The 26,207-nt window shown below is 71.2% G+C and carries 17 protein-coding genes and 4 pseudogenes; 7 read left to right on the forward strand and 14 right to left on the reverse strand.

Annotated features, from left to right (window positions below; translation table 11 throughout):
- The first annotated feature begins 167 nt into the window (after positions 1-167).
- Positions 168-1,164: pseudogene (locus WJ438_RS19855) on the forward strand (Bro-N domain-containing protein).
- Between the two features lie 79 nt (positions 1,165-1,243).
- Here the strand turns inward: WJ438_RS19855 and WJ438_RS19860 are convergent.
- The 4 genes from WJ438_RS19860 to WJ438_RS19875 form a co-directional block, all read right to left on the reverse strand.
- The gene (locus tag WJ438_RS19860; protein WP_406726447.1) at positions 1,244-2,701 is read right to left on the reverse strand and encodes a dihydrolipoamide acetyltransferase family protein; all 1,458 of its coding nucleotides are present in this window, start codon (positions 2,699-2,701) and stop codon (positions 1,244-1,246) included.
- A 16-nt stretch (positions 2,702-2,717) separates the two neighbouring features.
- Positions 2,718-3,710 carry an alpha-ketoacid dehydrogenase subunit beta gene (locus WJ438_RS19865; protein WP_406726448.1) on the reverse strand — a complete coding sequence of 331 codons (993 nt, stop codon included), beginning with the start codon at positions 3,708-3,710 and terminating at the stop codon, positions 2,718-2,720.
- A 1-nt stretch (position 3,711) separates the two neighbouring features.
- Positions 3,712-4,986: a pyruvate dehydrogenase (acetyl-transferring) E1 component subunit alpha gene (pdhA, locus tag WJ438_RS19870; RefSeq protein WP_406726449.1), complete on the reverse strand. Its 1,275-nt coding sequence runs from the start codon at positions 4,984-4,986 to the stop codon at positions 3,712-3,714.
- A gap of 691 nt (positions 4,987-5,677) precedes the next feature.
- Entirely contained in the window at positions 5,678-7,282 is a 1,605-nt protein-coding gene (locus WJ438_RS19875) for a protein kinase domain-containing protein (RefSeq protein WP_406726450.1), read from the reverse strand.
- A 358-nt stretch (positions 7,283-7,640) separates the two neighbouring features.
- On the opposite strand from WJ438_RS19875, the pseudogene WJ438_RS19880 reads away from it, so the two are divergent.
- A pseudogene (locus WJ438_RS19880) lies at positions 7,641-9,314 on the forward strand (protein kinase domain-containing protein).
- Positions 9,315-9,401: 87 nt separating this feature from the next.
- Here the strand turns inward: WJ438_RS19880 and WJ438_RS19885 are convergent.
- Positions 9,402-9,944 (reverse strand): bacterial proteasome activator family protein, encoded by a 543-nt coding sequence (locus tag WJ438_RS19885; protein ID WP_406726451.1) that lies wholly within the window; start codon positions 9,942-9,944, stop codon positions 9,402-9,404.
- Positions 9,945-10,538: 594 nt separating this feature from the next.
- Here WJ438_RS19885 and WJ438_RS19890 point away from each other — a divergent pair.
- Entirely contained in the window at positions 10,539-11,006 is a 468-nt protein-coding gene (locus WJ438_RS19890; RefSeq protein WP_406726452.1) for a hypothetical protein, read from the forward strand.
- Between the two features lie 36 nt (positions 11,007-11,042).
- Here the strand turns inward: WJ438_RS19890 and WJ438_RS19895 are convergent.
- Positions 11,043-12,022: pseudogene (locus tag WJ438_RS19895) on the reverse strand (NAD(P)H-quinone oxidoreductase).
- A gap of 183 nt (positions 12,023-12,205) precedes the next feature.
- On the opposite strand from WJ438_RS19895, the gene WJ438_RS19900 reads away from it, so the two are divergent.
- On the forward strand, positions 12,206-13,294 hold the full coding sequence (locus WJ438_RS19900) for an ATP-binding cassette domain-containing protein (protein ID WP_406726453.1): 1,089 nt from the start codon (positions 12,206-12,208) through the stop codon (positions 13,292-13,294).
- A complete protein-coding gene (locus WJ438_RS19905; protein WP_406726454.1) occupies positions 13,291-14,139 on the forward strand; it encodes an ABC transporter permease in 849 nt (282 codons plus the stop codon). The genes WJ438_RS19900 and WJ438_RS19905 overlap by 4 nt, the downstream gene beginning before the upstream one ends.
- 70 nt (positions 14,140-14,209) lie before the next feature.
- Here the strand turns inward: WJ438_RS19905 and WJ438_RS19910 are convergent, their stop codons facing one another.
- The 6 genes from WJ438_RS19910 to pdhA (WJ438_RS19935) all read right to left on the reverse strand — a co-directional run bounded on the left by WJ438_RS19910 (position 14,210) and on the right by pdhA (WJ438_RS19935) (position 21,464).
- Positions 14,210-15,307, reverse strand: a complete 1,098-nt coding sequence (locus tag WJ438_RS19910; protein ID WP_406726455.1) for a potassium channel family protein — start codon at positions 15,305-15,307, stop codon at positions 14,210-14,212.
- On the reverse strand, positions 15,304-16,767 hold the full coding sequence (locus WJ438_RS19915; protein WP_406726456.1) for a molybdopterin molybdotransferase MoeA: 1,464 nt from the start codon (positions 16,765-16,767) through the stop codon (positions 15,304-15,306). The genes WJ438_RS19910 and WJ438_RS19915 overlap by 4 nt, the downstream gene beginning before the upstream one ends.
- Positions 16,764-17,741: an NTP transferase domain-containing protein gene (locus WJ438_RS19920; RefSeq protein WP_406726457.1), complete on the reverse strand. Its 978-nt coding sequence runs from the start codon at positions 17,739-17,741 to the stop codon at positions 16,764-16,766. The genes WJ438_RS19915 and WJ438_RS19920 overlap by 4 nt, the downstream gene beginning before the upstream one ends.
- An 83-nt stretch (positions 17,742-17,824) precedes the next feature.
- Positions 17,825-19,315 carry a dihydrolipoamide acetyltransferase family protein gene (locus WJ438_RS19925; protein ID WP_406726458.1) on the reverse strand — a complete coding sequence of 497 codons (1,491 nt, stop codon included), beginning with the start codon at positions 19,313-19,315 and terminating at the stop codon, positions 17,825-17,827.
- Positions 19,315-20,319 carry an alpha-ketoacid dehydrogenase subunit beta gene (locus tag WJ438_RS19930; RefSeq protein ID WP_406726459.1) on the reverse strand — a complete coding sequence of 335 codons (1,005 nt, stop codon included), beginning with the start codon at positions 20,317-20,319 and terminating at the stop codon, positions 19,315-19,317. The genes WJ438_RS19925 and WJ438_RS19930 overlap by 1 nt, the downstream gene beginning before the upstream one ends.
- The gene (gene pdhA, locus WJ438_RS19935) at positions 20,316-21,464 is read right to left on the reverse strand and encodes a pyruvate dehydrogenase (acetyl-transferring) E1 component subunit alpha (RefSeq protein WP_406726460.1); all 1,149 of its coding nucleotides are present in this window, start codon (positions 21,462-21,464) and stop codon (positions 20,316-20,318) included. Before pdhA (WJ438_RS19935) ends, WJ438_RS19930 begins: the two co-directional genes overlap by 4 nt.
- A 233-nt stretch (positions 21,465-21,697) precedes the next feature.
- Here pdhA (WJ438_RS19935) and WJ438_RS19940 point away from each other — a divergent pair.
- Positions 21,698-22,182 (forward strand): annotated as a pseudogene (locus WJ438_RS19940) (Lrp/AsnC family transcriptional regulator).
- 28 nt (positions 22,183-22,210) lie between these two features.
- Here the strand turns inward: WJ438_RS19940 and WJ438_RS19945 are convergent.
- Positions 22,211-22,801 (reverse strand): TetR/AcrR family transcriptional regulator, encoded by a 591-nt coding sequence (locus WJ438_RS19945; RefSeq protein WP_406726461.1) that lies wholly within the window; start codon positions 22,799-22,801, stop codon positions 22,211-22,213.
- Positions 22,798-24,312 (reverse strand): 3-hydroxyacyl-CoA dehydrogenase, encoded by a 1,515-nt coding sequence (locus tag WJ438_RS19950; protein WP_406726462.1) that lies wholly within the window; start codon positions 24,310-24,312, stop codon positions 22,798-22,800. The genes WJ438_RS19945 and WJ438_RS19950 overlap by 4 nt, the downstream gene beginning before the upstream one ends.
- A gap of 155 nt (positions 24,313-24,467) precedes the next feature.
- Between WJ438_RS19950 and paaN the strand changes: the two genes are divergently transcribed.
- Positions 24,468-26,198 (forward strand): phenylacetic acid degradation protein PaaN, encoded by a 1,731-nt coding sequence (gene paaN / locus WJ438_RS19955; RefSeq protein WP_406726463.1) that lies wholly within the window; start codon positions 24,468-24,470, stop codon positions 26,196-26,198.
- Positions 26,199-26,207: the final 9 nt, after the last annotated feature.

The following is a 26,207-nucleotide window of genomic DNA, read 5'->3' on the forward strand; positions in this document are numbered from 1 at the left end:
AGTTTCATATGGGCCCCTTCCCCATGCCTCACGCTGCCGTCCGCCATACACACTCCCGTCGGCCGGAAAAGCGGTTCGATCATCTTCGCTCGCGGTCGTGAACATCCTCGAACTGGCTGGCATATTCACTTCGCCCCGCTCTGCGTTCCGCAGCGGAGGTGGTTCACATGAACGAACCGAGCAAACGGCAGAACTCTGCCGAGCGGCACGAGGCGATCGACGTCAGCGACTTCGTCTACGCGGCGACCGGAGAACGGGTCCGGAGGCTGACCGTGCCGGACGGAAGCACCGGTCCCCGGCGGCGGACGTCTGCAAGCGGTTGGGCCGCACCACGCCCCGAAAGGCGCTCCTCGACCATGTCCCGGAGGAGCATCGAGACAATCTCGAGACAGTGACCGGAAGGCACTGTCTCAGCGTTCCCGCAGGGAGGAGCTGGCGACGAGACCTGCAACTCATCGATCTCCGAGGTCTGATCCTGCTCTTCAACGCCTGCACCAAACCGGCCTGCGCATCCTTCAAGCAGTGGGTGGCCGAGGTGATCGAGACCGTGCAGTGGGAGGGTCACTGCACCTTGACGGAGGCCGAGGTGCAGCCTGCCGAACCCGGTGCCCCCTCGCCTACGCCATGCCGGAACAGGTTGCCGAGGCCATCGTCCGGCTGGAAGCGCACAACCTTCAGCTGGATGAGGAGCCGGCCAACGGGCAGCGTGAATCGATCGCGTCGCAAAAGGAGATGGTGATCATGCAGAGGGAGATGCCGGCCACACAGCAGGGCACGCCAGCCGTACAACAGGCGACCCTCGCCGTGCAACAGGCCGTGGTCCGGGCGATGGAACGCATTGCGGACCGGTTCGACACCCTCGTCCTCGAACGTCGGACGCCCCATGGCCACCTCACTGCACCGCCCACCACCGAGTCAGTGCTGGCCCACTGGCGGCAGCGGCTGTCCATGACCGAGGACGTGTGGGCTGTGGCCGTGGTGATCGCCCCGGTGCTCGTCGAAAAGGGTGAGCTGCGCGAGCCGCTGGAGTCGATCGCCGCCCGTACGGGAATTTCCGTGCGCCGTGTCAACGAATGCCTCCGGCTGCCGCGCAAGCACGCGTGCATTCGCTCGCGGGGCGGGGCTGAGAACGGCGCTCCGGTGTACGTGCTCCATCAGGTCTGAGCCCGGGCACAGCAGGAGGGACGTCGCAACTCGAATTTGCGGCGCCCCTCCTGTAATGAACCTAATCGGTTCGTGGCCGTCACGCCCAACTGATCAACCGCTTCGGCTGTTCCAGGATCGCCGCCACGTCGGCGAGGAACTTGGAGCCCAGTTCGCCGTCGATCAGGCGGTGGTCGAAGCTCAGGGCCAGGGTGGTGACCTGACGGGGCTTCACCTTGCCCTTGTGGACCCAGGGCTGAAGCTTGATCGTGCCGACGGCGAGGATCGCCGACTCGCCGGGGTTGAGGATCGGCGTGCCCGTGTCGACGCCGAAGACGCCGACGTTGGTGATCGTCACCGTGCCGTTCTGCATCGCGGACGGGGAGGTCCTGCCCTCCCTGGCCGTGGACACCAGCTCGCCCAGGGACTCGGCGAGTTGAGGCAGCGTCTTGGCGTGGGCGTCCTTGATGTTCGGGACGATCAGGCCGCGCGGGGTGGCCGCCGCGATGCCCAGGTTGACGTAGTGCTTGACCACGATCTCCTGGGCCGCCTCGTCCCACGAGGCGTTGATGTCGGGATTGCGCCTGACCGCGACCAGCAGGGCCTTGGCGATCAGCAGGAGGGGGTTCACCCGCAGGCCGGTGAACTCCTCGTCCTGCTTGAGCTCCTCGATCAGCTTCATCGTGCGCGTCACGTCGACCGTCACGAACTCCGTGACATGCGGCGCCGTGAACGCCGAGCCGACCATCGCCGCCGCCGTCGCCTTGCGGACGCCCTTGACCGGGATGCGGGTCTCGCGCGCCGAGTCGTACGGCATGGGGGCCGGGGCCGGGACGGCCGGGGTGGCAGTCGGGGCCTCGGGTGCCGGGGCCTCGGGCGCGGCCACCGCCGCGTGGACGTCCTCGCGGGTGATGATGCCGTCCGGGCCGGTCGGGGTGACCGTCGCCAGGTCGACGCCGAGGTCCTTCGCCAGCTTGCGCACCGGCGGCTTGGCCAGCGGGCGCTGTCGTCCGCCGACGACCGGCTGTTCGGCGGGGGACGCCGGGGCCGGGGCGGGTACCGGGGCCGGGGGGTGGCCGTTCAGCTCCGCCGGCACCGGCGTGACCGCCGCCTGCTGGGCGGGGACCTCGGGCGCGGCCTTGCGGGGGCGGCGGCGCGTGGCGGACGTCGCCACGCCGTAGCCGACCAGCACGGGCTGGCGACCCGAGCCCGCCGCCGGTTCCGCTTCCGGTTCCGCCGGCTGCTCGGCCGGTGCGGCAGCGGGCTCGGCGGCCGGTGCCTCCGGGGCCGGTGCCGCACCGCCCGAGACGTCCACCGCGATGATGGACGTGCCCACGTCCACCGTGGTGCCCTCGGGGAAGTGCAGCTCGTGGACCACGCCGTTGTAGGGGATGGGGAGTTCGACGGCCGCCTTCGCCGTCTCGACCTCGCACACCACCTGGCCGTCGGTGACCGTGTCACCGGGCTGGACGTACCACTTGAGGATCTCGGCCTCGGTCAGCCCTTCGCCCACGTCGGGCATCTTGAACTCGCGTACGGGCGTTTGTGTCGTCGTCATGACCTCTCCCCCTCTCTCAGTACGCCAGCGAACGGTCGACGGCGTCCAGCACCCGGTCCAGGTCCGGGAGGTAGGACTCCTCCAGGCGGGCCGGCGGGTACGGGGCGTGATAGCCGCCCACCCGCAGGACCGGGGCCTCCAGGTGGTAGAAGCAGCGTTCCGTGATCCGCGCGGCGATCTCCGCGCCCGAACCGAAGAACACCGGTGCCTCGTGGACGACGACCAGCCGGCGGGTCTTCTCCACCGACGCCTGGATCGAGTCGAAGTCGAGCGGGGAGACCGAGCGCAGGTCCAGCACCTCCAGGGAGCGGCCCTCCTCGGCGGCGGCATCCGCGACCTCCCGGCAGAGCTTCACCATCGGCCCGTAGGCCGCCAGCGTCAGGTCCGTGCCCTCACGGACCACGCGCGCGGTGTGCAGCGGTCCGGGGATCGCCTCCGTGTTGACCTCGGCCTTGTCCCAGTAGCGCCGCTTGGGCTCGAAGAAGATCACCGGGTCGTCGCTCTGGATGGCCTGCTGCATCATCCAGTACGCGTCCGACGCGTGGGACGGGGAGACGATCTTCAGGCCGGCCACGTGCGCGAACAGCGACTCCGGGGACTCGGAGTGGTGCTCCACGGCGCCGATGCCGCCGCCGTAGGGGATGCGCACGACGACCGGGAGCTTCACCTTGCCCAGCGAACGGGCGTGCATCTTCGCCAGCTGCGTGACGAGCTGGTCGTACGCCGGGAAGACGAAACCGTCGAACTGGATCTCGACCACCGGGCGGTAGCCGCGCAGGGCGAGGCCGATCGCCGTGCCGACGATGCCCGACTCGGCGAGCGGGGTGTCGATGACGCGGCTCTCGCCGAAGTCCTTCTGCAGCCCGTCCGTCACCCGGAACACGCCGCCGAGTTTGCCGACGTCCTCACCCATGACGAGGACCTTGGGGTCCGTGTCCAGGGCACGGCGCAGCGACTCGTTGATCGCCTTGGCCAGAGCCATGTTTTTGAATGCCACGGTCTCCGCCATGTCACTTACCCCCGTCCGCGTCGGCGAACGACGCCTGGTAGGCGGCGAACTGCGCCCGCTCCTCGTCGACGAGCGCGTGTCCGTCCGCGTACACGTTCTCGAAGATGGCGAAGTGGTCCGGGTCCGGCATGGCGCGGACCACTTCGCGCACTCGTTTGCCCAACGTCTCGCTCTCGGTCTCCAGTTCCGCGAAGAATCCCTCGTCCGCGTGGTTTGCGGACTCCAGGTAGCGGCGAAGGCGCAGGATCGGGTCCTTGGCCTCCCAGGCGGCCCGCTCGTCGTCGTGGCGGTAGCGGGTGGGGTCGTCGGAGGTGGTGTGGGCGCCCATGCGGTAGGTGAACGCCTCGATCAGCGTCGGCCCCTCACCGCCGCGGGCCCGCTCCAGGGCCCACCGGGTGACGGCGAGGCTCGCCAGCACGTCGTTGCCGTCCACCCGCACGCCCGGGAAGCCGAAGCCCTGCGCGCGCTGGTACAGCGGGACGCGGGACTGCCTCTCGGTCGGCTCGGAGATCGCCCACTGGTTGTTCTGGCAGAAGAACACCACCGGGGCGTTGTAGACCGCGGAGAAGGTGAACGCCTCGGCCACATCGCCCTGGCTGGAGGCGCCGTCGCCGAAGTAGGCGACCACCGCGCTGTCCGCGCCGTCCTTGGCCACGCCCATCGCGTAGCCCGTGGCGTGCAGCGTCTGGGAGCCGATGACGATCGTGTACAGGTGGAAGTTGTTGCCGTTCGGGTCCCAGCCGCCGTTGTTGACGCCACGGAACATGCCGAGCAGGTTGATCGGGTCCACCCCGCGGCACCAGGCGACGCCGTGCTCGCGATAGGTGGGGAAGACGTAGTCGTCGTCGCGCAGCGCCCGGCCGGAGCCGATCTGCGCCGCCTCCTGGCCCAGCAACGAGGCCCACAGGCCCAGCTCGCCCTGGCGCTGCAGTGCGGTCGCCTCGGCGTCGAAGCGGCGGGTGAGCACCATGTCTCGGTACAGGCCGCGGAGGTCCTCGGCGGTGATGCCCTCGACGTACTGGTCGAACTCGGCGTTCTTGACGCGCTCACCCTCGGGCGTCAGCAGTTGCACGAGGCCGGGCTCGGCGCTCTTCACCACACCGCCGGCCTTCTTGGTGGTGGCCTTCTTGGCCGTGGCGGCCTTCTTGGTGGTGGCCTTCTTGGCCGTGGCGGCCTTCTTGGCAGTGGTGCTGGTGGTGCGCTTGGTGCCGGTGGCGCCGGCGTTGCTTCCGGCGCTGCGTCGCGGTGCGTGCGCGGCAGTGCTCTCCACGGTCACGTGTGCTCCTCCGTCGATCCGACCCCCGGGGTTGCCGGTAGGTCTGGGGTCCCCCTCCAGCTCGTCAAGAGCTGGGGAGGCTCACCTCTTCTCGACCACGGGCACGGGGTGGGTGCCGCTCAGCCGGGAACAGGCGTGACAGGTGCCCCGGCGAGCGACCTGCAACAAGCACGTTACCCAGTGCGCCACATTTCTGTGAAACCCCCCCTGACCTGGGATTTTGCTTGGATTTCCAAGTAAATCGGAAAGACTGGGGAAGGCACGCTGGTCACAGCCTTGCAGGAGGCCGGAGCAACGGCACGTTATCCCGAGGACCCCGGACTCGGGAAGGGCTGAGTCTCGCGCCCCGCGCCAGAACAAACGCATAGTGCGACGGCATATGACTGAGAGCGACAATGCCCAGCTCACGGGGTGCACGATGTCCGGGCATCTGACGGGGGGCGCGCTTACGTGTACCACCCCTGCACTCCACGCGCCCCCACTGGGCGCAGCGGCACGCCGACCGGCGTCCGCCGCGCGGCGGGCGCGGCGGGCTTGAGGGGAGCGGTGGGGTGGGTGCACGCCGGTATTCACCCGTCCGGCCTGCTCGACCGGGGGACGCGGCCACGGCGGTGCGCCGCGTGTGGTGGGGCCGCCTCAACGGCTCTCGGCGGCTCTCACGGGGTGAGGCGGGCACGAGGCCCGCCCTCGGTCAGCCGCCGGTGACGGGATCGGTGTCCCCGCCGCCCTCCGTACCGCCGTTGACCAATCCACCGTCCGCGCCGCCCGTCGCCGGGTCCGGCTCCGTCGGTGTCGTCGGTTCCTCTTCCGTCTCCGTCTCGGTCGGCGTCGTCGGGACGTCCGTCGGGTCGTCCGTCGGGTCGTCGGGCTGCGACTGGCCCTCCGACGGCGTCGGGGACGGGGTGTACGACGGGGTCCTCCAGTTGCCACCGCCGGACCCGTTGCCGGTGCCGGTGTCCGTGTTCGGCGCCTGCGGCTCCTCGGTGGGGTCGTCGCTCGGCGACTCGCTGGTCTTCTCCTCCTCCTCGCTGGACTGCGAGGAGCTCGGTGACTTGGTCGGCCTGTCACCGTCCTTGTCCGTGCCGCTGTTGCTCATCGCCAGTGCGACACCCGCCGCGATGGCGATCACCGCGAGCACCGCGAGAATCCACAGCTTGCCGCGGCCGCTGCCCTCGTTGCCGCCGCCCTCGAAACCGCCGTCGTCCCCACTGCCGTACCGGTTGGGCAGGATCGGCTGCGGGATGGCCGCGGTGCCGGAGGCGTCCGGGTGCGGCACCGCCGTCGTACCCGCGAAACCGGCAGCCGGGGTGTGCCGGCCGTCGTGCATGTCCACCAGGCCGGTGTTCCAGGTGCCGGTGTGCCCGCCCTGGTCGTACAGCATCTGCAGCCCGTACTGAACCAGCCCGCGCATCTCCTCGGCCGTCTGGAAACGGTCGTCCGGCTCCTTGGCGAGCGAGCGCATGACAAGCCCGTCCAGCTCCGGCGGACTGGCGTCCGAGACCTCCGACGGGGGCGTGGGGATGTCCTGCACGTGCTGGTAGACCACGGACAGCGGCGTCTCACCGGTGAACGGGGGCCGCAGCGCCAGGAGTTCGTACAGCATGCAGCCGGTCGCGTACAGGTCGGACCGGTGGTCGACGGCCTTGCCGAGCGCCTGCTCCGGCGAGAGGTACTGCGGGGTGCCCATGACCATGCCGGTCTGCGTCATCGTCGTGGACGCGCCGTGCAGCGCGCGGGCGATGCCGAAGTCCATCACCTTCACGGCACCGTTGTGCGTGATGATGACGTTGGCGGGCTTGATGTCGCGGTGCACGATGCCGTGCTGGTGCGAGTAGGCCAGCGCCTCCAGAACTCCGGAGACGATGATCAGCGCCTGTTCGGGGCCGGGCGCCTCGGCGTTGAGCAGGAGATCGCGGATCGTGCGGCCCTCGACGATCTCCATGACGATGTACGGCACGGCCTGGCCGCCCACCGTGTCCTCACCGGAGTCGTACACGGCGACGATCGCATGGTGGTTGAGACCGGCCACCGACTGCGCCTCGCGTGTGAACCGCGCTTTGGCGATCGGGTCCTCGGCCAGATCGGCACGCATCAGTTTGACCGCGACCGTACGACCGAGACGCACGTCCTCGGCGGCGAACACCTCGGCCATGCCGCCCCGGCCGAGTCGGTGCGTCAGCCGGTAACGGCCATCGCCGATGAGCCCGCCGTTACCCCAGTTGTCCGGCGCTTCCGACATTCCGCCGCCAGTCGCCTCGGGGTCGGACGGGCCCTGAGCGCGCTGCTGCTGTGCCATCAGTCCTCGCCGTCGTTTCTGCCCGCGGTGCGCGCGGTGTTGTCACGGTCTCCGTCGGCCACGCTACAGCCTCTACGGGGGCCTACGGTCCGAGACGGGTTGCCAGGACCAGCACGAGACGGACCGGCCATGAAACCCGTTCTCCGTATCGTCATGCAAATTCTGCGGACCAGGTGGCGGTTCGGCCACACCCTCCCTGTAACGCTTCCGCGACGCTTCTTTTCCGTACCGTCACGGAACGGGCCCCGTGCTTGACGTGTCAGTGACCTGCGGCAGACTTGGCCGGGAATAGCGCATTCGATCTACGAGGCATCGGTCGCCGACGGCAGCGCCGGAGAGGCTACGGGGGACGCGGAACATGAGCCAGGACGGCACACAGGGCCAGAGTGGGGGCGGGCGCTCGCCGGTGGCCGCTACCAACTGCGGGACCTGCTCGGTCAGGGCGGCATGGCCTCGGTCCACCTCGCGTACGACAGCGTGCTCGACCGCCAGGTCGCCATCAAGACCCTGCACACGGAACTCGGCCGGGAACAGGCCTTCCGCGAGCGCTTCCGCCGCGAGGCCCAGGCCGTGGCGAAGCTCACGCACACCAACATCGTCTCCGTCTTCGACACCGGAGAGGACACGCTGCCGATCAGCGGCTCCGCCGCGGGCGACGGCATGCTGACGCCGTACATCGTCATGGAGTACGTCGAGGGCCGCCCGCTCGGCTCCGTGCTCGACGAGGACATACGGCAGCAGGGCGCGATGCCCGTCGACAAGGCCCTGAAGATCACCGCCGACGTGCTGGCCGCCCTGGAGATCAGCCACGAAATGGGGCTGGTCCACCGGGACATCAAGCCCGGCAACGTGATGATGACCAAGCGCGGCGTGGTCAAGGTGATGGACTTCGGCATCGCCCGCGCCATGCAGTCCGGCGTGACGTCGATGACGCAGACCGGCATGGTCGTCGGCACCCCGCAGTACCTCTCGCCCGAGCAGGCGCTCGGCCGGGGCGTCGACGCGCGCTCCGACCTGTACTCGGTCGGCATCATGCTCTTCCAACTGGTCACCGGACGGCTCCCGTTCGACGCGGACTCGCCGCTGGCCATCGCGTACGCGCACGTGCAGGAGGAGCCGCCGCTCGCCTCCTCGGTCAACCGCGCGCTGCCCCCGGCCGTGGACGCGCTGATCACCCGCGCGCTGAAGAAGAACCCGAACGAACGGTTCCCCAACGCCGAGGCCATGCGCGGCGAGTGCCTGCGGGTGAGCCAGTCCTTCCAGGCGGCCCCGCCGAGCATCGTCCCCGGTACACCCGGGCAGAGCGGCTCGGGCGTCGGCTCCGCGGTGTTCCCGCCGGTCGACCAGTCGTCGGCGCCGGGGGCCCCGGGCAGCGTCCGGACGCCGTACCAGCCTGCCGCCCCCGAACCCGTACGGCACTCCGCACCCGGTCCCGTCCGCGCCGTCCCCGGCGTACGGCTATCCGCAGCAGGGCGGCTACCAGACGCCCAACCCGTCGCCGTACGCCCCGCAGCAGGGTCCGTCGACCCCGCCGCCGTACAACATCACGCCGCAGAACGGCAACCGGCCCGCCGGGGGCGGCGGCAAGAGCAACAAGCCGGTGGTCATCGGCTCGATCATCGTCTCCGTGCTCGCCGTCGGCGGCCTGGTCGCGGCGCTGACGTTGAACGGGGTCGGGACGGAAGACGACCCCAAGGGAGGCAGCACCGCGTCGGCGACGTCGCATCCGTCGGGGTACCGCGCCGGTGACGAGAACCGGAAGATCGAGAAGACCGAGTGCACCGAGCCTCGGGAGTCGAACAACGACCCTGAGGAGATCCAGCTCCCGAAATTCAAGTTCAAGCACATCAAGTCGGTCAAGGAGTGCTTCCAGGCAGCAGGCTGGCGGTACGAGGTCATCGACGTCGACGAGAACACCTATGGCGACGGCACGGTCATGAAGCAGTACCCCGACGCCGACACGGATGTCGAAGAGGACGACGTACCCAAGATCCAGCTCTACGTCTCCACGGGCAACCCGCCGTCCGCCTGACCGGGTACTACCGGGTACGGCTCAGGGGAAAGGGGCCCGGCTTCCGTGCCGGGCCCCCTGTGTGTTCACGCTGTCGCGCCGGGACGGCTACAGGTACGGACCGCCCGCGCGGCCGCCCATCGGGTGTTCCTCCTGGCCGCCGTCGCCCATGCCCGGCGGGAGGGCGCGGCGCATCTGCTCCAGCTGGGCGCGCGCGGCCATCTGCTGGGCGAAGAGCGTGGTCTGAATGCCGTGGAAGAGGCCCTCCAGCCAGCCCACCAGCTGGGCCTGCGCGATCCGCAGTTCGGCGTCGCTCGGGGTCGCCTCGTCCGTGAAGGGCAGGGAGAGCCGCTCCAGCTCCTCGACCAGCTGCGGCGCGAGCCCGTCCTCCAGCTCCTTCACCGAGCTGGCGTGGATCTCCTTGAGCCGCGCCCGGCTGGCCTCGTCCAGAGGAGCCGCCCGCACCTCCTCCAGCAGCTGCTTGATCATGCTGCCGATCCGCATGACCTTCGCGGGCTGCTCCACCTGCTCCGTCACCGGGACCTCGCGGGACTCCTCGTCCCCGGTACCGCCACCGAGCGCCTTGCCGTCCTGGCCGACGACCAGTACCTGCGGATTGTCCGGCGACCGTTCGTTCCTCGGCATCTCCATACGGCCATTCTCTCGCACGCCCGCCGCACGCTTTCGGGCCCCCCTGACGGGGGTATCCAGAATGCCGGGTGTACGGAGGAATGGGAGTCTGTGGGAGTCCATCCGGCCCATCTAGCCGACGGTGCGAACGAGCACCGGCCGGCGCGGGAGGTCACGGTCGTGACTCCATGGCTGCGTGTAGTGGGGACAACGGGGGCGAGGGTCGTCCTGCGAGCGGGCGTCGTGCTCGGGGTCGCGGCAGGGGCGGGGGTGGTGATGCCGTACGACCCTGTCCTGGCGCCTTTCGGTACAGCTGCGGCTTTCGGGGCCGAAGGGGCGGCCGCCGGACGTCAGGAGGCGACGGACGGGCCCACGAACGTGCCGTCCCCCGCACCCTTGCCCTCTCCTTTCCACTTGCCCCTTTCGTCTCTTCCATCTCTCCGGTCTCTTCCGCCTCTTCCGCCTCTCCCGTCTCTCCCGTCTCTCCCGTCTCTCTCGTCTCTCTCGTCCTTCTCGTTCCTCTCGTCCGCGACGTCGCCGTCGCTGTCGCCCTCCGCCGAGCCCTCCAGGGCCGGAAGCCGGCCGGGGGAAGGGCGGAAGCGGCCGGGCCGGGAGGTGCCCGAGACGACGGAGGGGAGCGAGGAGACGGAGAAGACCGGCGATCCCAGGAAGTCCGGGGAATCAGGGAAGGCGGATCCGCGCGGTGGACACGACGGCGGACAACGTGACAGCGGGAGCAAGGCCGACCGCCGCGAGGTGAACACGGTGCCGGAGTCCTCCGGCCTCGGTGACGGCGCGCGCACCGAGGAGCCGAAGGAGGCGGGCGTCGATGCTCTGCCCGAGGCACCGGACGCCGCAGACGGTATGCGCGTGCCCAAGGAACCGGGAGCCGACGCCACCCGTCGGGCGCCGGGGGCGCGGGAGGCCGTTCCGGTGCCCTCCGGGGCGTCGCGGAGTCCCGCGTCGGACACCGCCACCGGCACCGAGCCCATGGTGCGCATCCTGCCGCTGGGGAGTGGGCTGGTCCTCATGGGGCTCGGGCTGGGACTGGCGTTCGTGGGCCTGAGGCTCCGACGGAGCTGAAGCCCCCGGGCCCACGAACACAGTGGTCCGGCGGTCCTATGGCACGACCAGCAGCACCTTGCCGACGTGGCTGCTCTCCTCCACAACCCGGTGGGCGTCGGCTGCCTCCGGCATCGGGAGCTCGCGGTCGACGACGGGACGGACATGGCCGTCGGCGATCAGCGGCCACACGTGTTCCCGAACGGCCGCGACGATCGCCGCCTTCTCCTCCAGCGGCCGGGCGCGCAGCGACGTCGCGCTGATCGCGGCGCGCTTGCCGAGGAGGGCACGCAAGTTCAGCTCGCCCTTGGCTCCGCCCTGGAGACCGATGATCGCGAGCCGACCGTTGACGGCAAGGGCCTGGACGTTACGGTCCAGGTACTTGGCACCCATGATGTCGAGGATGACGTCCGCGCCCACGCCGTTGGTCGCCTCCTTCAACTCGGCGACGAAGTCCTGCTCGCGGTAGTTGATCAGGATGTCGGCACCCAGTTCGGCGCAGTGGTCCAGCTTCTCCTTGGTTCCGGCGGTGACGGCGACCTTGGCACCGACGGCCTTGGCGAGCTGGATGGCCATGGTGCCGATGCCGCTGGATCCGCCGTGCACGAGCAGGGTCTCGCCGGGGCGGAGGTGGGCCACCATGAAGACGTTCGACCAGACCGTGCAGACGACCTCCGGGAGCGCCGCCGCCTGCTTGACGTCGAGCCCCTCGGGGACGGGGAGCAGCTGCCCGATCGGGACGGCGACCTGCTGGGCGTAGCCGCCGCCGGCGAGCAGCGCGCAGACCTCGTCACCGACCGCCCACCCGGTCACACCGGTTCCGAGAGTGGTGATCCGTCCGGAACACTCCAGGCCGGGGTAGGGGGAGGCGCCGGGCGGGGGTCGTAGAAGCCCTGCCGCTGCATGATGTCGGCGCGGTTGACGGCACCGGCCACCACCTCGACAAGCACCTCACCCGGGCCGGCGACGGGATCAGGGACCTGCTCCCACACCAGCGCCTCGGGTCCACCGGGTTCGGGAATCGTGATCGCATACATGGGAGCGACGCTACTCCCTGGCCCACTTCGCCCGCGCCACCCGCCGGTCGGCTTGGATCGATGGGCGGAGGCGGCTCCGTCGTTGGACCGATTCGCCGGGAAACCCATGTGCGGAAGCGATGAGTTTGCGCGACGGTGAGGGTCTCTCCATGCGTAGCCCAAGCATGTGGAAGGACTCCGAGCATGAGCACGCAGACGTCCGGCCTGGCGATCGAGACCGCCGGCCTGGTCAAGACCTTCGGTGAGACCCGGGCCGTCGACGGGGTCGACCTCACCGTGCCGGCCGGCACGGTGTACGGAGTCCTCGGACCGAACGGCGCCGGCAAGACCACCACCGTGAAAATGCTCGCCACCCTCCTACGACCGGACGGGGGCGACGCGCATGTCTTCGGTCACGACGTCGTGCGCGAGGCAGACACGGTGCGCGGCCTGGTGAGCCTGACCGGGCAGTACGCGTCCGTGGACGAGGACCTCACCGGCGCGGAGAACCTGATCCTGCTGGCCCGGCTCCTCGGCCACCGCAAACCGGCCGCCCGCACCCGTGCCGCCCAGCTTCTGGAGGCCTTCGGCCTGACGGACGCGGCGGCCAGGCAGGTCAAGCACTACTCGGGCGGCATGCGGCGGCGTATCGACATCGCCGCGTCCATCCTCAACACCCCCGACCTGCTGTTCCTCGACGAACCGACGACCGGCCTGGACCCGCGCAGCCGCAACCAGGTGTGGGACATCGTGCGCGCGGTGGTCGCCCAGGGCACCACCGTGCTGCTGACCACGCAGTACCTGGACGAGGCCGACCAGTTGGCGTCCCGGATCGCCGTCATCGACCGCGGGAAGGTGATCGCCGAGGGCACCAAGGGCGAGCTGAAGGCGTCCGTCGGCGCCGGTTCCGTACATCTGCGGCTGCGCGATCCGGACCACCGGCCCCTCGCGGCGGACCTGCTGCGCCGTGCACTCGACGCACAGGTGCAGCTCGAACCCGACCCGGTGACGCTCACCGCCCGTCTGGGTGCGGCCGTGAACCACGACACCGCCGCCGAACAGGCCGCCCGCGCGCTGAGCGAACTGGCCGCGGCCGGCATCACCGTCGACAACTTCTCGCTCGGCCAGCCCAGCCTGGACGAGGTGTTCCTCGCCCTCACCGGTCACGACACACACGCACCCGGCTCGGGCTCCGGCTCGGGTTCCGGGTCCGGCTCCGGCTCGGGTTCGGGCTCCGGATCGGGCTCCGGGGGCGGCCACTCCCACAATCCGAAGGACGAGGTGGCGGCATGAGCACCGCGACGACGACCACGGAGAGCGCGGAACTCGCCCCGGTCCGCACCGACTCCCTCGCCGAGCTGCTGGTCGCCAAGGAGCGCCCGCCGCGGCCCAGCGCGTGGTCGGCCTCCCTGACCTTCGGCTGGCGCGCGATCCTCAAGATCAAGCACGTACCGGAGCAGCTGTTCGACGTCACCGCGTTCCCGATCATGATGGTGCTGATGTACACGTACCTCTTCGGCGGGGCGCTGGCCGGCTCGCCGAAGGAGTACATCCAGTTCCTGCTGCCGGGCATCCTGGTGATGTCGGTCGTGATGATCACGATGTACACCGGCGTCTCGGTCAACACGGACATCGAGAAGGGTGTGTTCGACCGGTTCCGCACCCTGCCGATCTGGCGTCCGTCGACGATGGTCGGCTATCTGCTCGGCGACGCCCTGCGCTACACCATCGCGTCGGTCGTGATGCTCACCGTGGGCGTGATCCTCGGCTACCGCCCGGACGGCGGAGTCGCCGGCGTGCTCGCCGGCATCGCACTGCTGGTGGCCTTCGCGTTCGCGTTCTCGTGGATCTGGACGATGTTCGGGCTGATGCTGCGCACCGAGAAGTCGGTCATGGGCGTCAGCATGATGGTGATCTTCCCACTCACCTTCCTGTCCAACGTCTTCGTCGACCCGCGCACCATGCCGGGCTGGCTCCAGGCGTTCGTCAACAACAGTCCCGTCACGCACCTGGCATCCGCGGTGCGCGGGCTGATGGCGGGTGACTGGCCTGGCGAGGTCGCCTGGTCACTGGGCTGGTCCGCCCTGTTCGTCCTGGTCTTCGGACCGATCACGATGCGGCTCTACAACCGCAAGTGACGCGAGGTCGGCGGGCTCCGGGGCGATGACCTCCGGGGCCCGGGTGTCCGCGTGCCGCATGTCCTGGCGGTCAGTCCCGAGGAAGCGGGCGCATGTCGGGCGCCACCTGCCTGGCCGACGTCTTCCGCACGATCGTGATCAGCCGGTCGGTCAACTCGAGCGTCCCGACGTTCTCGTCGTCGTAGCCGAGCACCCGGTGCCCGCGCAGGACGCTCACCACCAGATCGTCGACCTCCCGCGGCGTCCTGCCCACCTCGGCCTTTATGACCGGCCGTTCGACCATGTCGAGCCCCGTGCCCTGGTGGATGAGGTCCTCCATCACCATGCCGGCCGCGGGGCTGAGCAGCGACAGCCCGAGCAGCCGGCAGGCCGCGCTGGCGCTGGTGATGACCGCGTCGGCTCCGGACTGCTTCAGCAGCGGCGCGTTCTCCTCCTCGCGCACCGCGACCACGATCTTCGCGCCGCGGTTGAGCTGACGGGCCGTCAGCGTCACCAGTACGGCTGTGTCGTCGCGCTGCGTGGCGATGATGATCTGCTTCGCCCGGTACACCTCGGCCCGCTTCAGCACCTCGCTGCGCGTCGCGTCTCCTATGACGCCCGCGTATCCGTCGGCCGCGGCGGCTTCGATCGCCTTGTCGCTGGGGTCGACCACCACGACCTGCTCCTTGCGGAGCCCCGTCGCGCAGACGGTCCGGATCGCGGACCTGCCCTTCGTGCCGAATCCGACGACAACGGTGTGATCACGCAACGTGGACCTCCAGCGGTTCAGTCGCCATTCCTCCCGAGTGCGTTCGGTGAGGGCTTCGAGGGTGGTACCGACCAGGATGATCAGGAACATCACGCGCAACGGCGTGACGACGAAGATATTGGTCAGCCGGGCGCCGTCGCTGACCGGCGTGATGTCGCCGTATCCCGTGGTGGAGAGGGTGACGGTCGCGTAGTAGAAGGCATCGAGGAAGTCGAGGGTGCCGTCGGCGCTGTCGTTGTAGCCGTCGCGGTCGAGGTACACGATCAGCGCCGTCAGCACGAGGAGGAGCAAGGCCATGGACAGCCTTTTGGCGACCTGGCGGATCGGGTGCTCGACCACCTTCCTCGGCAATTTCACCCGATGTGTCACCAAGTGCTCGTCCGCCTGGCGAGCAATGGCGTCCTGACCCGGAAGTTTCACGTGAAACACCTCCCAATTCCCCCGGACGCCCAGGGAAGGTCGAGCAGTCCCGTCTCCTGACCGGGCCGCGTGCCGCCCGGCGGCACGACGGCGAGGGCGTCGGCCGCCGCGATGCCGCGCAGCATGGCGGGGCCGTTGTAGAACAGCGGCAGGGCGGTGTCCCCGCGCAGCATGACGGGGATGAGCCGAGTGTCGTGCGGATGCCCGTGGACCGCGTCCCGCAGCGGCATCGTGTACGGCTCGGGGGCCGGGCGTGCCGCGAGAGTACGCAGCAGGGGTTCGGCGAGCGTGAGCAGTCCGGAGACGGCGGCGAGGGGATTGCCGGGCAGGCCGACGAGGTGCTGGTTCTCCTTGGTGCGGGCCAGGAGCATGGGGTGGCCGGGGCGCACCTCGACCCCGTCCACGAGCAGTTCGGCCCCGATGCGGCTCAGCGTCGGGTGGACGTGGTCGACCGGGCCCGCGGCGGTGCCGCCGGTGGTGACGACGACATCGGCGTCGGACCTCGTGATCGCCTTGTGCAGCGGCTGCGCGTCGTCGCGGACCCGGCGGACCGCGGTGACCTCGGCGCCGAGTGCGCGCAGCCAGGGCGGCAGCATCGGACCGAGTGCGTCCCGGATCAGCCCGTCGTGCGGAAGACCCCCGGTGAGCAGCTCGTCGCCGAGGACGAGGACCTCGACGCGGGGCCGGGGGAACGTGCTGAGCGTGTCGTATCCGGCGGCCGCGGCGAGGCCCAGCACCGCCGGTGTCACCAGGGTGCCGGCGGACAGCAGTTGGTCGCCGCTGCGGCATTCCTGACCGCGGGGGCGGATGTCCTGACCGTGCGCCACCGTGGCGGCGGGCCCGGCCTGGGCCGCGCTCCCGCCCCGGGGCGCGAGGGCGTGCAGGCGGCCCTTGGCGTTGGTGCGGCCGTGTTCGCTGCGGAGGACTGCGGTGGTGTCCGGAGGGACACGGGCGCCGGTGGCGATACGGACGGCTTCGCCGTCGGCGAGCGGCGTGTGCGCGGCGTGTCCGGCGAGGACGCCTTCCTCCCGCACGATCCAGGGTCCCGGGCCGGAGACCGCCCAGCCGTCCATGGCCGAGGTGTCGAAGGAGGGCAGGTCGGTGAGAGCCGTGAGGGGGGCGGCCAGAGTGAGGCCGAGCGCGGCGTCGAGCGGCACGGAGGCCGGGGCGCGGTGGGCGGCGCGGCCGCCGGCGCCGGGGCGGACCCTGACGTTGCGGCCGGCGCGCTCGGCGAGGGCGCGGGCGTCGGGCCAGGGGACGCCGTGGCGGCGCGGGCGGTCCGTGGCGGGGGCGTGCCCGGGGTCACCGGAAGTGCGGCCGGGGGTGCGGCCGGAGGCGTCGTTCACGAGGGCGAGAGCCTCCTCGACATCGAAATCATCGTCGTCCTCGGCGTCCTCGGCACTCTCGGTGTCCTGAGTGTCCCCGGTGTGCTCGCCGGCTCGGGCGTCGGGCGCGGTCATCGGGCGTCCGGGCTCGTGCCGGGGGTGGCGTCGGGGATGTCCTCGTCGGCCCAGCGGGTGGCGAGGGCCGCGGCCTTGCGGGTGGCCTCGGCCACGGCCTCCCGGCCACCGCCCGCGCGGGCCGCCGCGTAACCGACGAGGAAGGTGGTCAGCGGCGCCGCCGGCCTGGCCACGCCGTGGGCGGCGTCACGGGCGAGGTCGAGGAGTACGCCGGTGTCAACGTCCAGATCGATGCCCAGCTCGTCCTTGACTGCGGTAATCCATTCATCCAACACGTGTCCATGCTCCCTGATGCGTGCTCTGGCGGCGGCGATGTCGTCCCAGGTGTCGCAGTCGAAGGACGCCACCGGGCCGAAGATTCGGGTGAGGTCGAGCGAGCCGGTCAGCCGACGCAGCGGCAGCCCGGCCAGCCGGCCGTGCCGCTCGCTGAGCGCGGCGAGTTCGCGGCGCAGGGCCGCCGTACGGTACGCGGCCACGAGCGGCTGGTCCCGGCCGTCGGCGTCGGTCAGCACGACCCCGTCGGCCGTGCTCGTACGGAGGGTGGTCAGCAGCTCGTCGACGGTGCGTCCGTCGAGGAACGGCAGGTCGGCGGAGAGCAGCACGACGTACTCCGCGGTGCTGAGCCGGATCCCGGCGTCGAGCGCGGCGAGCGGTCCGCCGCGCGGCGGTTCCTCACGCGCCCAGAGCACGGGCCGGGGGGTGGGGCGGGGGTCGGCCACGACCACGGTGGTGCGGGCGTCGGCGCAGGCCGCGAGCACCCGGTCGAGCAACGCTCGACCGCCCACCCGCACGCCGGGCTTGTCCGCGCCTCCGAGCCGCCGGGCACCGCCACCGGCGAGCACGAGGGCGTCGTACGCAACGGGCTCGAGCGGCGGCGCCGCGCCCGGCGCGGGGCCTCGGTCGCAGTTTCGGTCGCGGTCGCCAACGGCGTCGGGTCCGGCACCGGGAGCACCCGGGAGCTCGTACTCGGTCACCCTCCGAGTATGCGTGCCCCCGCGATCACGGGGAACGCGGGGGCACGGTGTCCGGGAACGGACACGGCAGGGAGAACCGGACCTCACAGCGTTCGCAGCAGTACCGCCGGTTGCTCCACGCAGTCCGCCACGTAACGCAGGAAGCCGCCCGCCGTACCACCGTCGCAGACCCGGTGGTCGAAAGTGAGCGAGAGCTGCACGACCTGTCGCACCGCCAACTCGCCCTCGTACACCCAGGGCTTGGGGACGATGCGGCCGACGCCGAGCATGGCGGCCTCGGGGTGGTTGATGATCGGGGTGGAGCCGTCGACGCCGAAGACGCCGTAATTGTTCAACGTGAAGGTGCCGCCCGTGAGTTCCGCGGGCGTCAGCGTCCCGGACCGGGCCGCCTCGGTCAGCCGGGCGAACTCCGCCGTGAGCGACTCCGCGTCCCGCGTATGCGCGTCCCGGACGACGGGGACGACGAGCCCCCGCTCGGTCTGCGCGGCGAAGCCGATGTGCACGGCCGCGTACTGGACGACCTCCCTGGCCGCCATGTCCACGGAGGAGTTGAGCTCGGGGAAGCGGGCCAGCGCGGCGGTGCAGATCCGGGCCAGCAGAGCGAGCACGGAGATCTTCGGACCGCCCGAGGCATTCATCGCGGCCCGTGCCCGCATCAGCTCGGTCGCGTCGGCGTCCACCCAGCAGGTCGCGTCCGGTATCTCGGTGCGGCTGCGGGAGAGCTTGTCGGCCACGGCACCGCGGATGCCCTTGAGGGGGACGCGGACAACATCCGGGACCGCGGTACCGGCGGTCGGCGTGGGTGCCTGCGCCACACGCGCGTGCGACTCGGTGGCGGCCGTCCGGTCCTTGCGGGCCTGCTGCGCGCCGGCGGCCCGGAGCGCGTACTCCACGTCCGCCCGCAGGATCAGCCCCTCGGGTCCGGAACCCGTCATCTCCCGCAGGTCCAGGCCGTTCTGCCGGGCCAGTCTGCGCACCAGCGGTGAGATCACGGGGACCGGACCGTCCATCGCCCCGGCGGCGGCCTGCCCGGCAGCGGCGGACCGACCGTTCCCGGCGGACGCGGTGCGCATCGTGGGCGTGACGGGCGTGGCCGACACCGGCCGCCCCGGCCGCACCCTGCGGCGCCGGGCCGGTGCCTCCGAGGTGCCGTAACCCACCAGGACGTTGCCGGAGGCCTCGGAACGGGAGGCAGGGGAGCCGTCACCACGGGAGCCGCCCGTTCCGGAACCCGCGCCATCCGCGCGCTCGCCACCGGTGTCCGTACCGGAGCCCTCGCTCGGGGCGGCGGCCGGGCGGTCCTCGCCCGGCGGCCGGTCGGCGTCCGGTCCGCCCACGGCCACCGTGAGCAGCGGGGCCCCCACCGGCAGTTCGGTGCCCTCCTCGCCGAAGCGGGCGGTGACCACACCCCCGTACGGGCAGGGCACGTCCACCATCGCCTTGGCCGTCTCGACCTCGACGACCGGCTGGTCGACGGTGACGACATCGCCCACCTCGACCAGCCAGCGCACGATCTCCGCCCCGGTGAGCCCCTCACCGAGGTCGGGGAGCTTGAACTCCAGCACCTGTGCCATCAGCTTTCGGCCTCCCACTGCAGACGCCCCACGGCGTCCAGGATCCGGTCCACGCCGGGCAGGTGGTGGCGCTCCAGCATCGGCGGCGGATACGGGAGGTCGAAGCCGGCCACACGCAGCACCGGTGCCTCCAGATGGTGGAAGCAGCGCTCCGTGACCCGGGCCGCGATCTCCCCGCCGGGACCGCCGAAGCCGCCCGACTCATGGACGACGACCGCGCGTCCCGTCCGCCGCACCGAGGCGCACACCGTCTCGTCGTCGAACGGCACCAGGGAGCGCAGATCGACGACTTCGAGGTCCCAGCCCTCGGCCCGGGCCGCCTCGGCCGCCTCCAGGCAGACGGGAACGGACGGTCCGTACGTGAGGAGCGTGGCGCTCCGGCCGGAGCGCCGCACCACCGCACGGCCCAAGGGTTCAACGGATGCCGGCCGCTCCGGGTTCCAGGAGTCCTTCGACCAGTACAGCCGCTTGGGCTCGAGCAGGACGACCGGGTCGTCGGAGGCGATGGCGGCGCGCAGCAGCCCGTAGGCGTCCGGAACGGTCGCGGGCGTGACGACATGGAGCCCCGGAGTCGCCATGTAGTACGCCTCGGAGGAGTCGCTGTGGTGCTCGACGCCGCCGATGCCACCGCCGTAGGGGATACGGATGGTGAGCGGCAGGGGCATCCTGCCGCGCGTGCGGTTGCGCATTCTGGCGACGTGCGACACCAGTTGCTCGAACGCCGGGTAGGCGAACGCGTCGAACTGCATCTCCACGACCGGCCGCAGGCCGTACATCGCCATGCCGACGGCTGTGCCGAGGATGCCCGCCTCGGCCAGCGGGGTGTCCGTGCAGCGGTCCTCGCCGAACTCCTCGGCGAGTCCGTCGGTGATGCGGAAGACACCGCCGAGGGTGCCGACGTCCTCGCCCATGACGTGCACGGACGGGTCCGCGGCCATGGCGTCGCGCAGCGCGCGTGTGAGTGCCTGCGCCATGGTGGCCGGCTTGGCGGCGACGGTGGTCATCGCTGCGTCCCTTCCGGCCCGGCCCCGGCCTCGGCCGCCAGCTCGGCCCGCAGTTGCTCCCGCTGCTCCAGCAGCTGGGGGGTGGGCTCGGCGTAGACGTGGGCGAACAGGTCCATGGGGTCGAGCGTGGGGTCCTGGTTCATCCGTTCCCGCAGGTCGGCGGCCATGGTTTCGGCTTCCTGGCGGATGGCGGCGACGCGGTCGTCGTCGAGGAGGCCGCGCCGGGTCAGCTCCTGCTCCAGGAGCGTGACGGGGTCGTGCTCCTTCCATGCCTCCACCTCGGCGTCGCCGCGGTAGCGGGTCGCGTCGTCGGCGTTGGTGTGGGCCTCCACGCGGTAGGTGATCGCCTCGACCAGGGTCGGGCCGCCGCCCGCACGCGCGTGGCGTACGGCGTCGGCCAGGACCTCGTGGACGGCGGCGGCGTCGTTGCCGTCGACCAGCCGGCCGGGCATGCCGTAGCCGACGGCCTTGTGGGCCAGCGACGGGGCCGCGGTCTGCTTGGCGAGCGGAACGGAGATCGCGAAGCCGTTGTTCTGGACGAGAAAGACGACCGGGGCCCGCCACACGGCGGCGAAGTTCAGCGCCTCGTGGAAGTCGCCCTCGCTGGTGCCGCCGTCGCCGACCATGGCCAGCGCGACCACGTCGTCGCCCTTGAGGCGGGCGGCGTGCGCGAGTCCGACGGCGTGGGGCAGTTGGGTGGCGAGCGGAGTGCTCAGCGGCGCGACCCGGTGCTCGTAGGGGTCGTAACCGGTGTGCCAGTCACCGCGCAGCAGGGTGAGCGCCTGCACGGGGTCCACTCCGCGTGCGACGACGGCGAGGGTGTCGCGGTAGCTCGGGAAGAGCCAGTCCTGCTCCTGCAGGACCAGCGCGGCGGCGACCTCGCAGGCCTCCTGGCCGGTGCTGGAGGGGTAGACCGCGAGCCGGCCCTGCTTGGTGAGGGCGGTGGCCTGCGCGTTGTAGCGGCGGCCCCTCACCAGTTCCGCGTACAGCCGACGCAGCAGCTCCGGGTCGGCCTTGTCGGCCTCCTCGGTGCCGAACACCCGGTACGGCTGCGCGTCGGGCAGCAGCGGCGCGGGGTCGGTACGGGGCTGCCAGGCGGGCGGCGGGGTCGGCCGATACGCGCCCCGCTGCTCCATGACCGTCATGACGGCACCTCCTCGTGGGAGCGGCTAGGTCCGGTCGTCGCGAGGCAGACGGGAGTCCGACGACAGGGCCTAGGAGGCGCGGCGTCTGTGACGCGCCTCACCAACCGATTGTTCGGTCGCCGGCACATTTTGGCTACGGGTGGCACCAGGCTGTGGACAAACGGTTCCCCACAACTTGAGATGGGCGCAGTACGTCCATGGCGGAGAGGCAGGGGCGCGTGTCGTCTGAACAAATGGCCGAAGGACCGGGGGCAGCGGGCCGTTGCCGCCCGCGCGTCCCCTCGACGCCATCGACCAGGACATCCTGCGCATGCTCCAGGCGGACGGCCGCGCCTCGGTCCGGTCGGTCGCCGAGCGGGTCCACGTCTCACGAGCGAACGCCTACGCCCGGATCAACCGGCTCGTGGAGGACGGCGTCATCCGCGGCTTCGGGGCCCGCGTCGACCACGAACGCGCCGGCCACGGCACTTCCGCGTACATCACCCTGAAGATCGTCCAGAACACCTGGCGCACGGTCCGCGAGCAGCTCAGACAGCTCCCCGGCGCCTCACACATCGCCCTGGTGGGCGGCGACTTCGACGTGCTGCTCCTGGTGCACACGCCGGACAACCGGACGTTGCGCGAGCTGGTACTGACCCGGCTCCAGGCGATCCCCGAGGTCCTCAGCACGCGCACACTGCTGGTGTTCGAGGAGGAGGACCTGGAACCGCAGGGCTGAAGGCGGGACCCGGACGGCGCCGGCCCGGTCAGGCCGCCCTGCGCAGTCCGGAGAAGGCCAGCTGAACCACCGCGTCGGCCACTTCGCGCTCGCTGGTGCCGCGTCCGTCGGGCCGGTACCACTCGACGAGCGAGTTGATCATCCCGAAGACCAGCCGGGTCACCAGGCGCACCTCTATGTCGCCGCGCACGTCCCCCTCCGCCGCCGCGGCCTTCAGCAGTACCGCCACCCGGTGGTCGAACTCGCGCCGCCGCTCCAGGGCCCACCGCTCGGTGTCCGTGTTGCCGCGCACCCGCAGCAGCAGCGTCACGTACGGCAGCTCCGCGATCAGGACCTCGACCATGCGCCGTACGACGTACTCCAGCCGCTCGGCGGCACGCCCCACGCGCGCGTGCTCCTCGTCGAGGATGCCGAAGAGCCCGTCCAGCGCCCGGCTCACCGCCCGCCGCAGCAGCTCCTCCTTGCCCGCCACGTGGTGGTATATCGACGACTTGGAGATGCCCGCCGCCTTGGAGAGGTGCTCCATCGAGGTGCCGTCGTAGCCGCGCTCGTTGAACACCTGCACGGCGACGGACAGCAGGGTCTCCGGGGTGTACGTGTCGCGCCTGGCGGTGGTCATGGGGTGCTCTCCCGCTTGTCCGAGGTGTAGGCGTGGCGGTACAGCGCGAGTGACGGCGCGTAGCGGCCGGACGGGTCGCACTCGTGCAGGTTGTCCAGCACGGAGCAGGCCCAGGTGCCACCGAGCCGCCGACTCCACTCCAGCGGTCCCAGCGGATAGTTGACGCCCAGGCGCATCGCGGTGTCGATGTCCTCCTCGGTGGCCACGCCCTTGGCGACGGCCTCGTGCGCCAGGTCGATGAGGCGCGCCACCGTGCGCGCGACGATCATGCCGGGGACGTCGCCGATGACGCTGACCTTCTTGCCGAGCGCCTGGAACAGGCCGGTGGCCTCGGCGACGGTCCGCGGGGAGGTGTCCTGGGAGTGGGACAGGGCGATCCGGCCGGCCTCGCGGTAGTCGAGGGCGAGGTCGAAATAGACGACGTCGCTGAACTCCACCGACGTCTGACCGTCCGCGAGGACCAGCTGACCACCGCCGGGCAGCACCAGGCGGGTGCCGTTGTCCTCGCCCTCCTCGCGCACCTGGACGCCCGCCTCGCGGATCAGCGCGAGCAGGTCCGCGGCCGGGCCCAGATCTCCCTCGGCGACCACGTACGCGGGCGGCGGTGCCTGCTCCGCGGTGTGCGGCTCGGGCCGCTCGGCGCCGTCGCGGTAGTCGTACCAGCCCCGGCCGCTCTTGCGGCCGAGACGGCCGGACTCGACCAGCCGGCGCTGGGCCAGGGAGGGCGTGAAGCGCACGTCCTGGAAGAAGGACTGCCACACCGAGTGGGTGACGGACTCGTTGACGTCCTGCCCGATGAGGTCGGTCAGTTCGAAGGCGCCCATGCGGAAGCCGCCGGACTCGCGCAGCACCGCGTCGATCGTGGCCGGGTCGGCGCCCTGGGACTCGTACACCGTGAAGGCCTCGGCGTAGAAGGGCCGGGCGATCCGGTTGACGAGGAAGCCGGGGGTGTCGGCGCAGGCGACCGGCGTCTTGCCCCAGGCGCGGGCGGTCTCGTACGCGCGCGTGGCGTGCGCGACCTCGGTGGCGAAGCCGGAGACGACCTCGACGAGCGGCAGCAGCGGGGCCGGGTTGAAGAAGTGCAGGCCCACGAAGCGCCCGGGGACTCCCAGGGCGCCGCCGATGGCGGTGACCGACAGGGACGAGGTGTTGGTGGCGAGCAGGCAGTCGTCGCCGACGACGTCCTCCAGCGCACGGAACAGCTCCTGCTTGACGTCGAGACGCTCCACGACGGCCTCGACGACCAGGGCACAGTCCGCGAGTCCCGCGAGGTCGTCGACGGGCCGCAGGCGGGCGCGGGCCGCGTCCCGGTCGGCAGCGGTGAGCCGGTCCTTCGCCACGAGCCGGTCGAGCCGGGCCACGATCCCGTCGGCCGCTTCCCGGGCCCGGCCGGGGACGGCGTCGTACAGCCGTACGGGATGACCCGCGACCAGTGCGACCTGGGCGATGCCCTGGCCCATGGTGCCGGTGCCGACGACGGCCACGGGGCTGCTGAGGTCGAGTGCTGTCATGTGCGCGATCCTCCCGCACGAGCCGGTCCACAGATGCGGCGGACCCTCTTGTCCCGACCGATCGTTCGGTTACTCTAACCCTGACCGCCCGCGTTCCGACATCCCCCGCCCACGCTTGGGCCCGGCCCACGAACTCGACGAGGAGTTGGTCCCCGATGGCCGCCGAACTCACCGCGCAGCAGCTGATCGCCCAGCACCGGCCCACCCTGGACCAGGCACTGGAAGCGATCCGCACGCGCGCGTACTGGTCCCCGCACCCCGAGCACCCCAAGGCCTACGGGGAGCACGGCAGCCTGAACCTGGCGGCGGGCAAGGCCGCCTTCGACGCCCTGCTCGGCACCCGCCTCGACCTCGGCCAGCCCGGCACGGACGACTGGGTGGGCGGCGAGACCTCCCCGTACGGCGTCGAGCTGGGCGTGAGCTACCCGCACGCGGACCTCGACGTGCTGCTGCCCGCCATGCGGGCCGGGATGCGGGCCTGGCGGGACGCGGGCGCCGAGGTCCGCGCGGTGGTCTGCCTCGAAATCCTCAAGCGGATCAGCGACCGGACGCTCGAGTTCGCCCACGCGGTCATGCACACCTCCGGCCAGGCGTTCATGATGGCGTTCCAAGCCGGCGGCCCGCACGCGCAGGACCGCGGCATGGAGGCGGTGGCGTACGCCTACGCCGAGCAGGTGCGCACCCCCGACACCGCGGAGTGGACCAAGCCGCAGGGCAAGCGCGACCCGCTGACGCTGACCAAGCGGTTCACCCCGGTCCCGCGCGGCATCGGCCTGGTCGTCGGCTGCAACACCTTCCCGACGTGGAACGGCTATCCCGGCCTGTTCGCCTCCCTCGCCACCGGCAACGCGGTCCTGGTCAAGCCGCACCCGCGCGCGGTGCTGCCCCTCGCGCTCACCGTGCAGGTCGCGCGCCAGGTGCTGACCGAGGCCGGCTTCGACCCGAACCTGGTGGCCCTGGCCGCCGAACGTCCCCAGGCTCTCGGCTCCGCTCGAGCAGGGGAGACCCCCATCGGCGAGGGCATCGCCAAGACGCTCGCCACGCGCCCGGAGATCCGGATCATCGACTACACCGGCTCGACGGAGTTCGGCGACTGGCTGGAGGCCAACGCCCGCCAGGCACAGGTCTACACCGAGAAGGCCGGCGTCAACACGGTGATCGTGGAGTCGGCCGGCGACTACAGGGGCATGCTCGCCAACCTGGCGTTCTCCCTCTCGCTCTACAGCGGCCAGATGTGCACCACCCCGCAGAACCTGCTGATCCCGCGCGACGGCATCACCACCGACGAGGGCCCCAAGTCCTTCGACGAGGTCGTCGCCGATCTGGCGAAGGCGGTCGACGGCCTGCTCGGCGACGACGCGCGCGCCAGCGCGCTGCTCGGCGCGCTCGTCAACCCCGGCGTCAAGGCCCGCCTGGAGGCCGCCGCCGGTCTCGGCGAGGTCGCCCTCGCCTCCCGGGAGATCACCCATCCGGAGTTCCCGGACGCGGTGGTCCGCACCCCGGTGATCGTGAAGCTGGACGGCTCGAAGCCGGACGCCGAGGCCGCCTACATGAGCGAGTGCTTCGGACCCGTCTCCTTCGCCGTCGCAGTCGACTCCGCCTCGGACGCGGCGGAGCTCCTGCGGCGCACCGTCCGTGAGAAGGGCGCGATGACCGTCGGCGCGTACACGACCTCCCCCGAGGTCGAGGAGGCCGTGCGGGAGGTGTGCCTGGAGGAGGCGGCCCAGCTCTCCCTCAACCTCACCGGCGGGGTGTACGTCAACCAGACGGCCGCGTTCTCCGACTTCCACGGCTCCGGCGGCAACCCGGCGGCCAACGCGGCCCTCACCGACGCCGCGTTCGTGGCCAACCGCTTCCGGGTGGTCGAGGTGCGCCGGGAGGCGTGACGGGCCGGT

It is taken from the genome of Streptomyces sp. GD-15H, assembly GCF_045291515.1.
Taxonomy (GTDB): domain Bacteria; phylum Actinomycetota; class Actinomycetes; order Streptomycetales; family Streptomycetaceae; genus Streptomyces.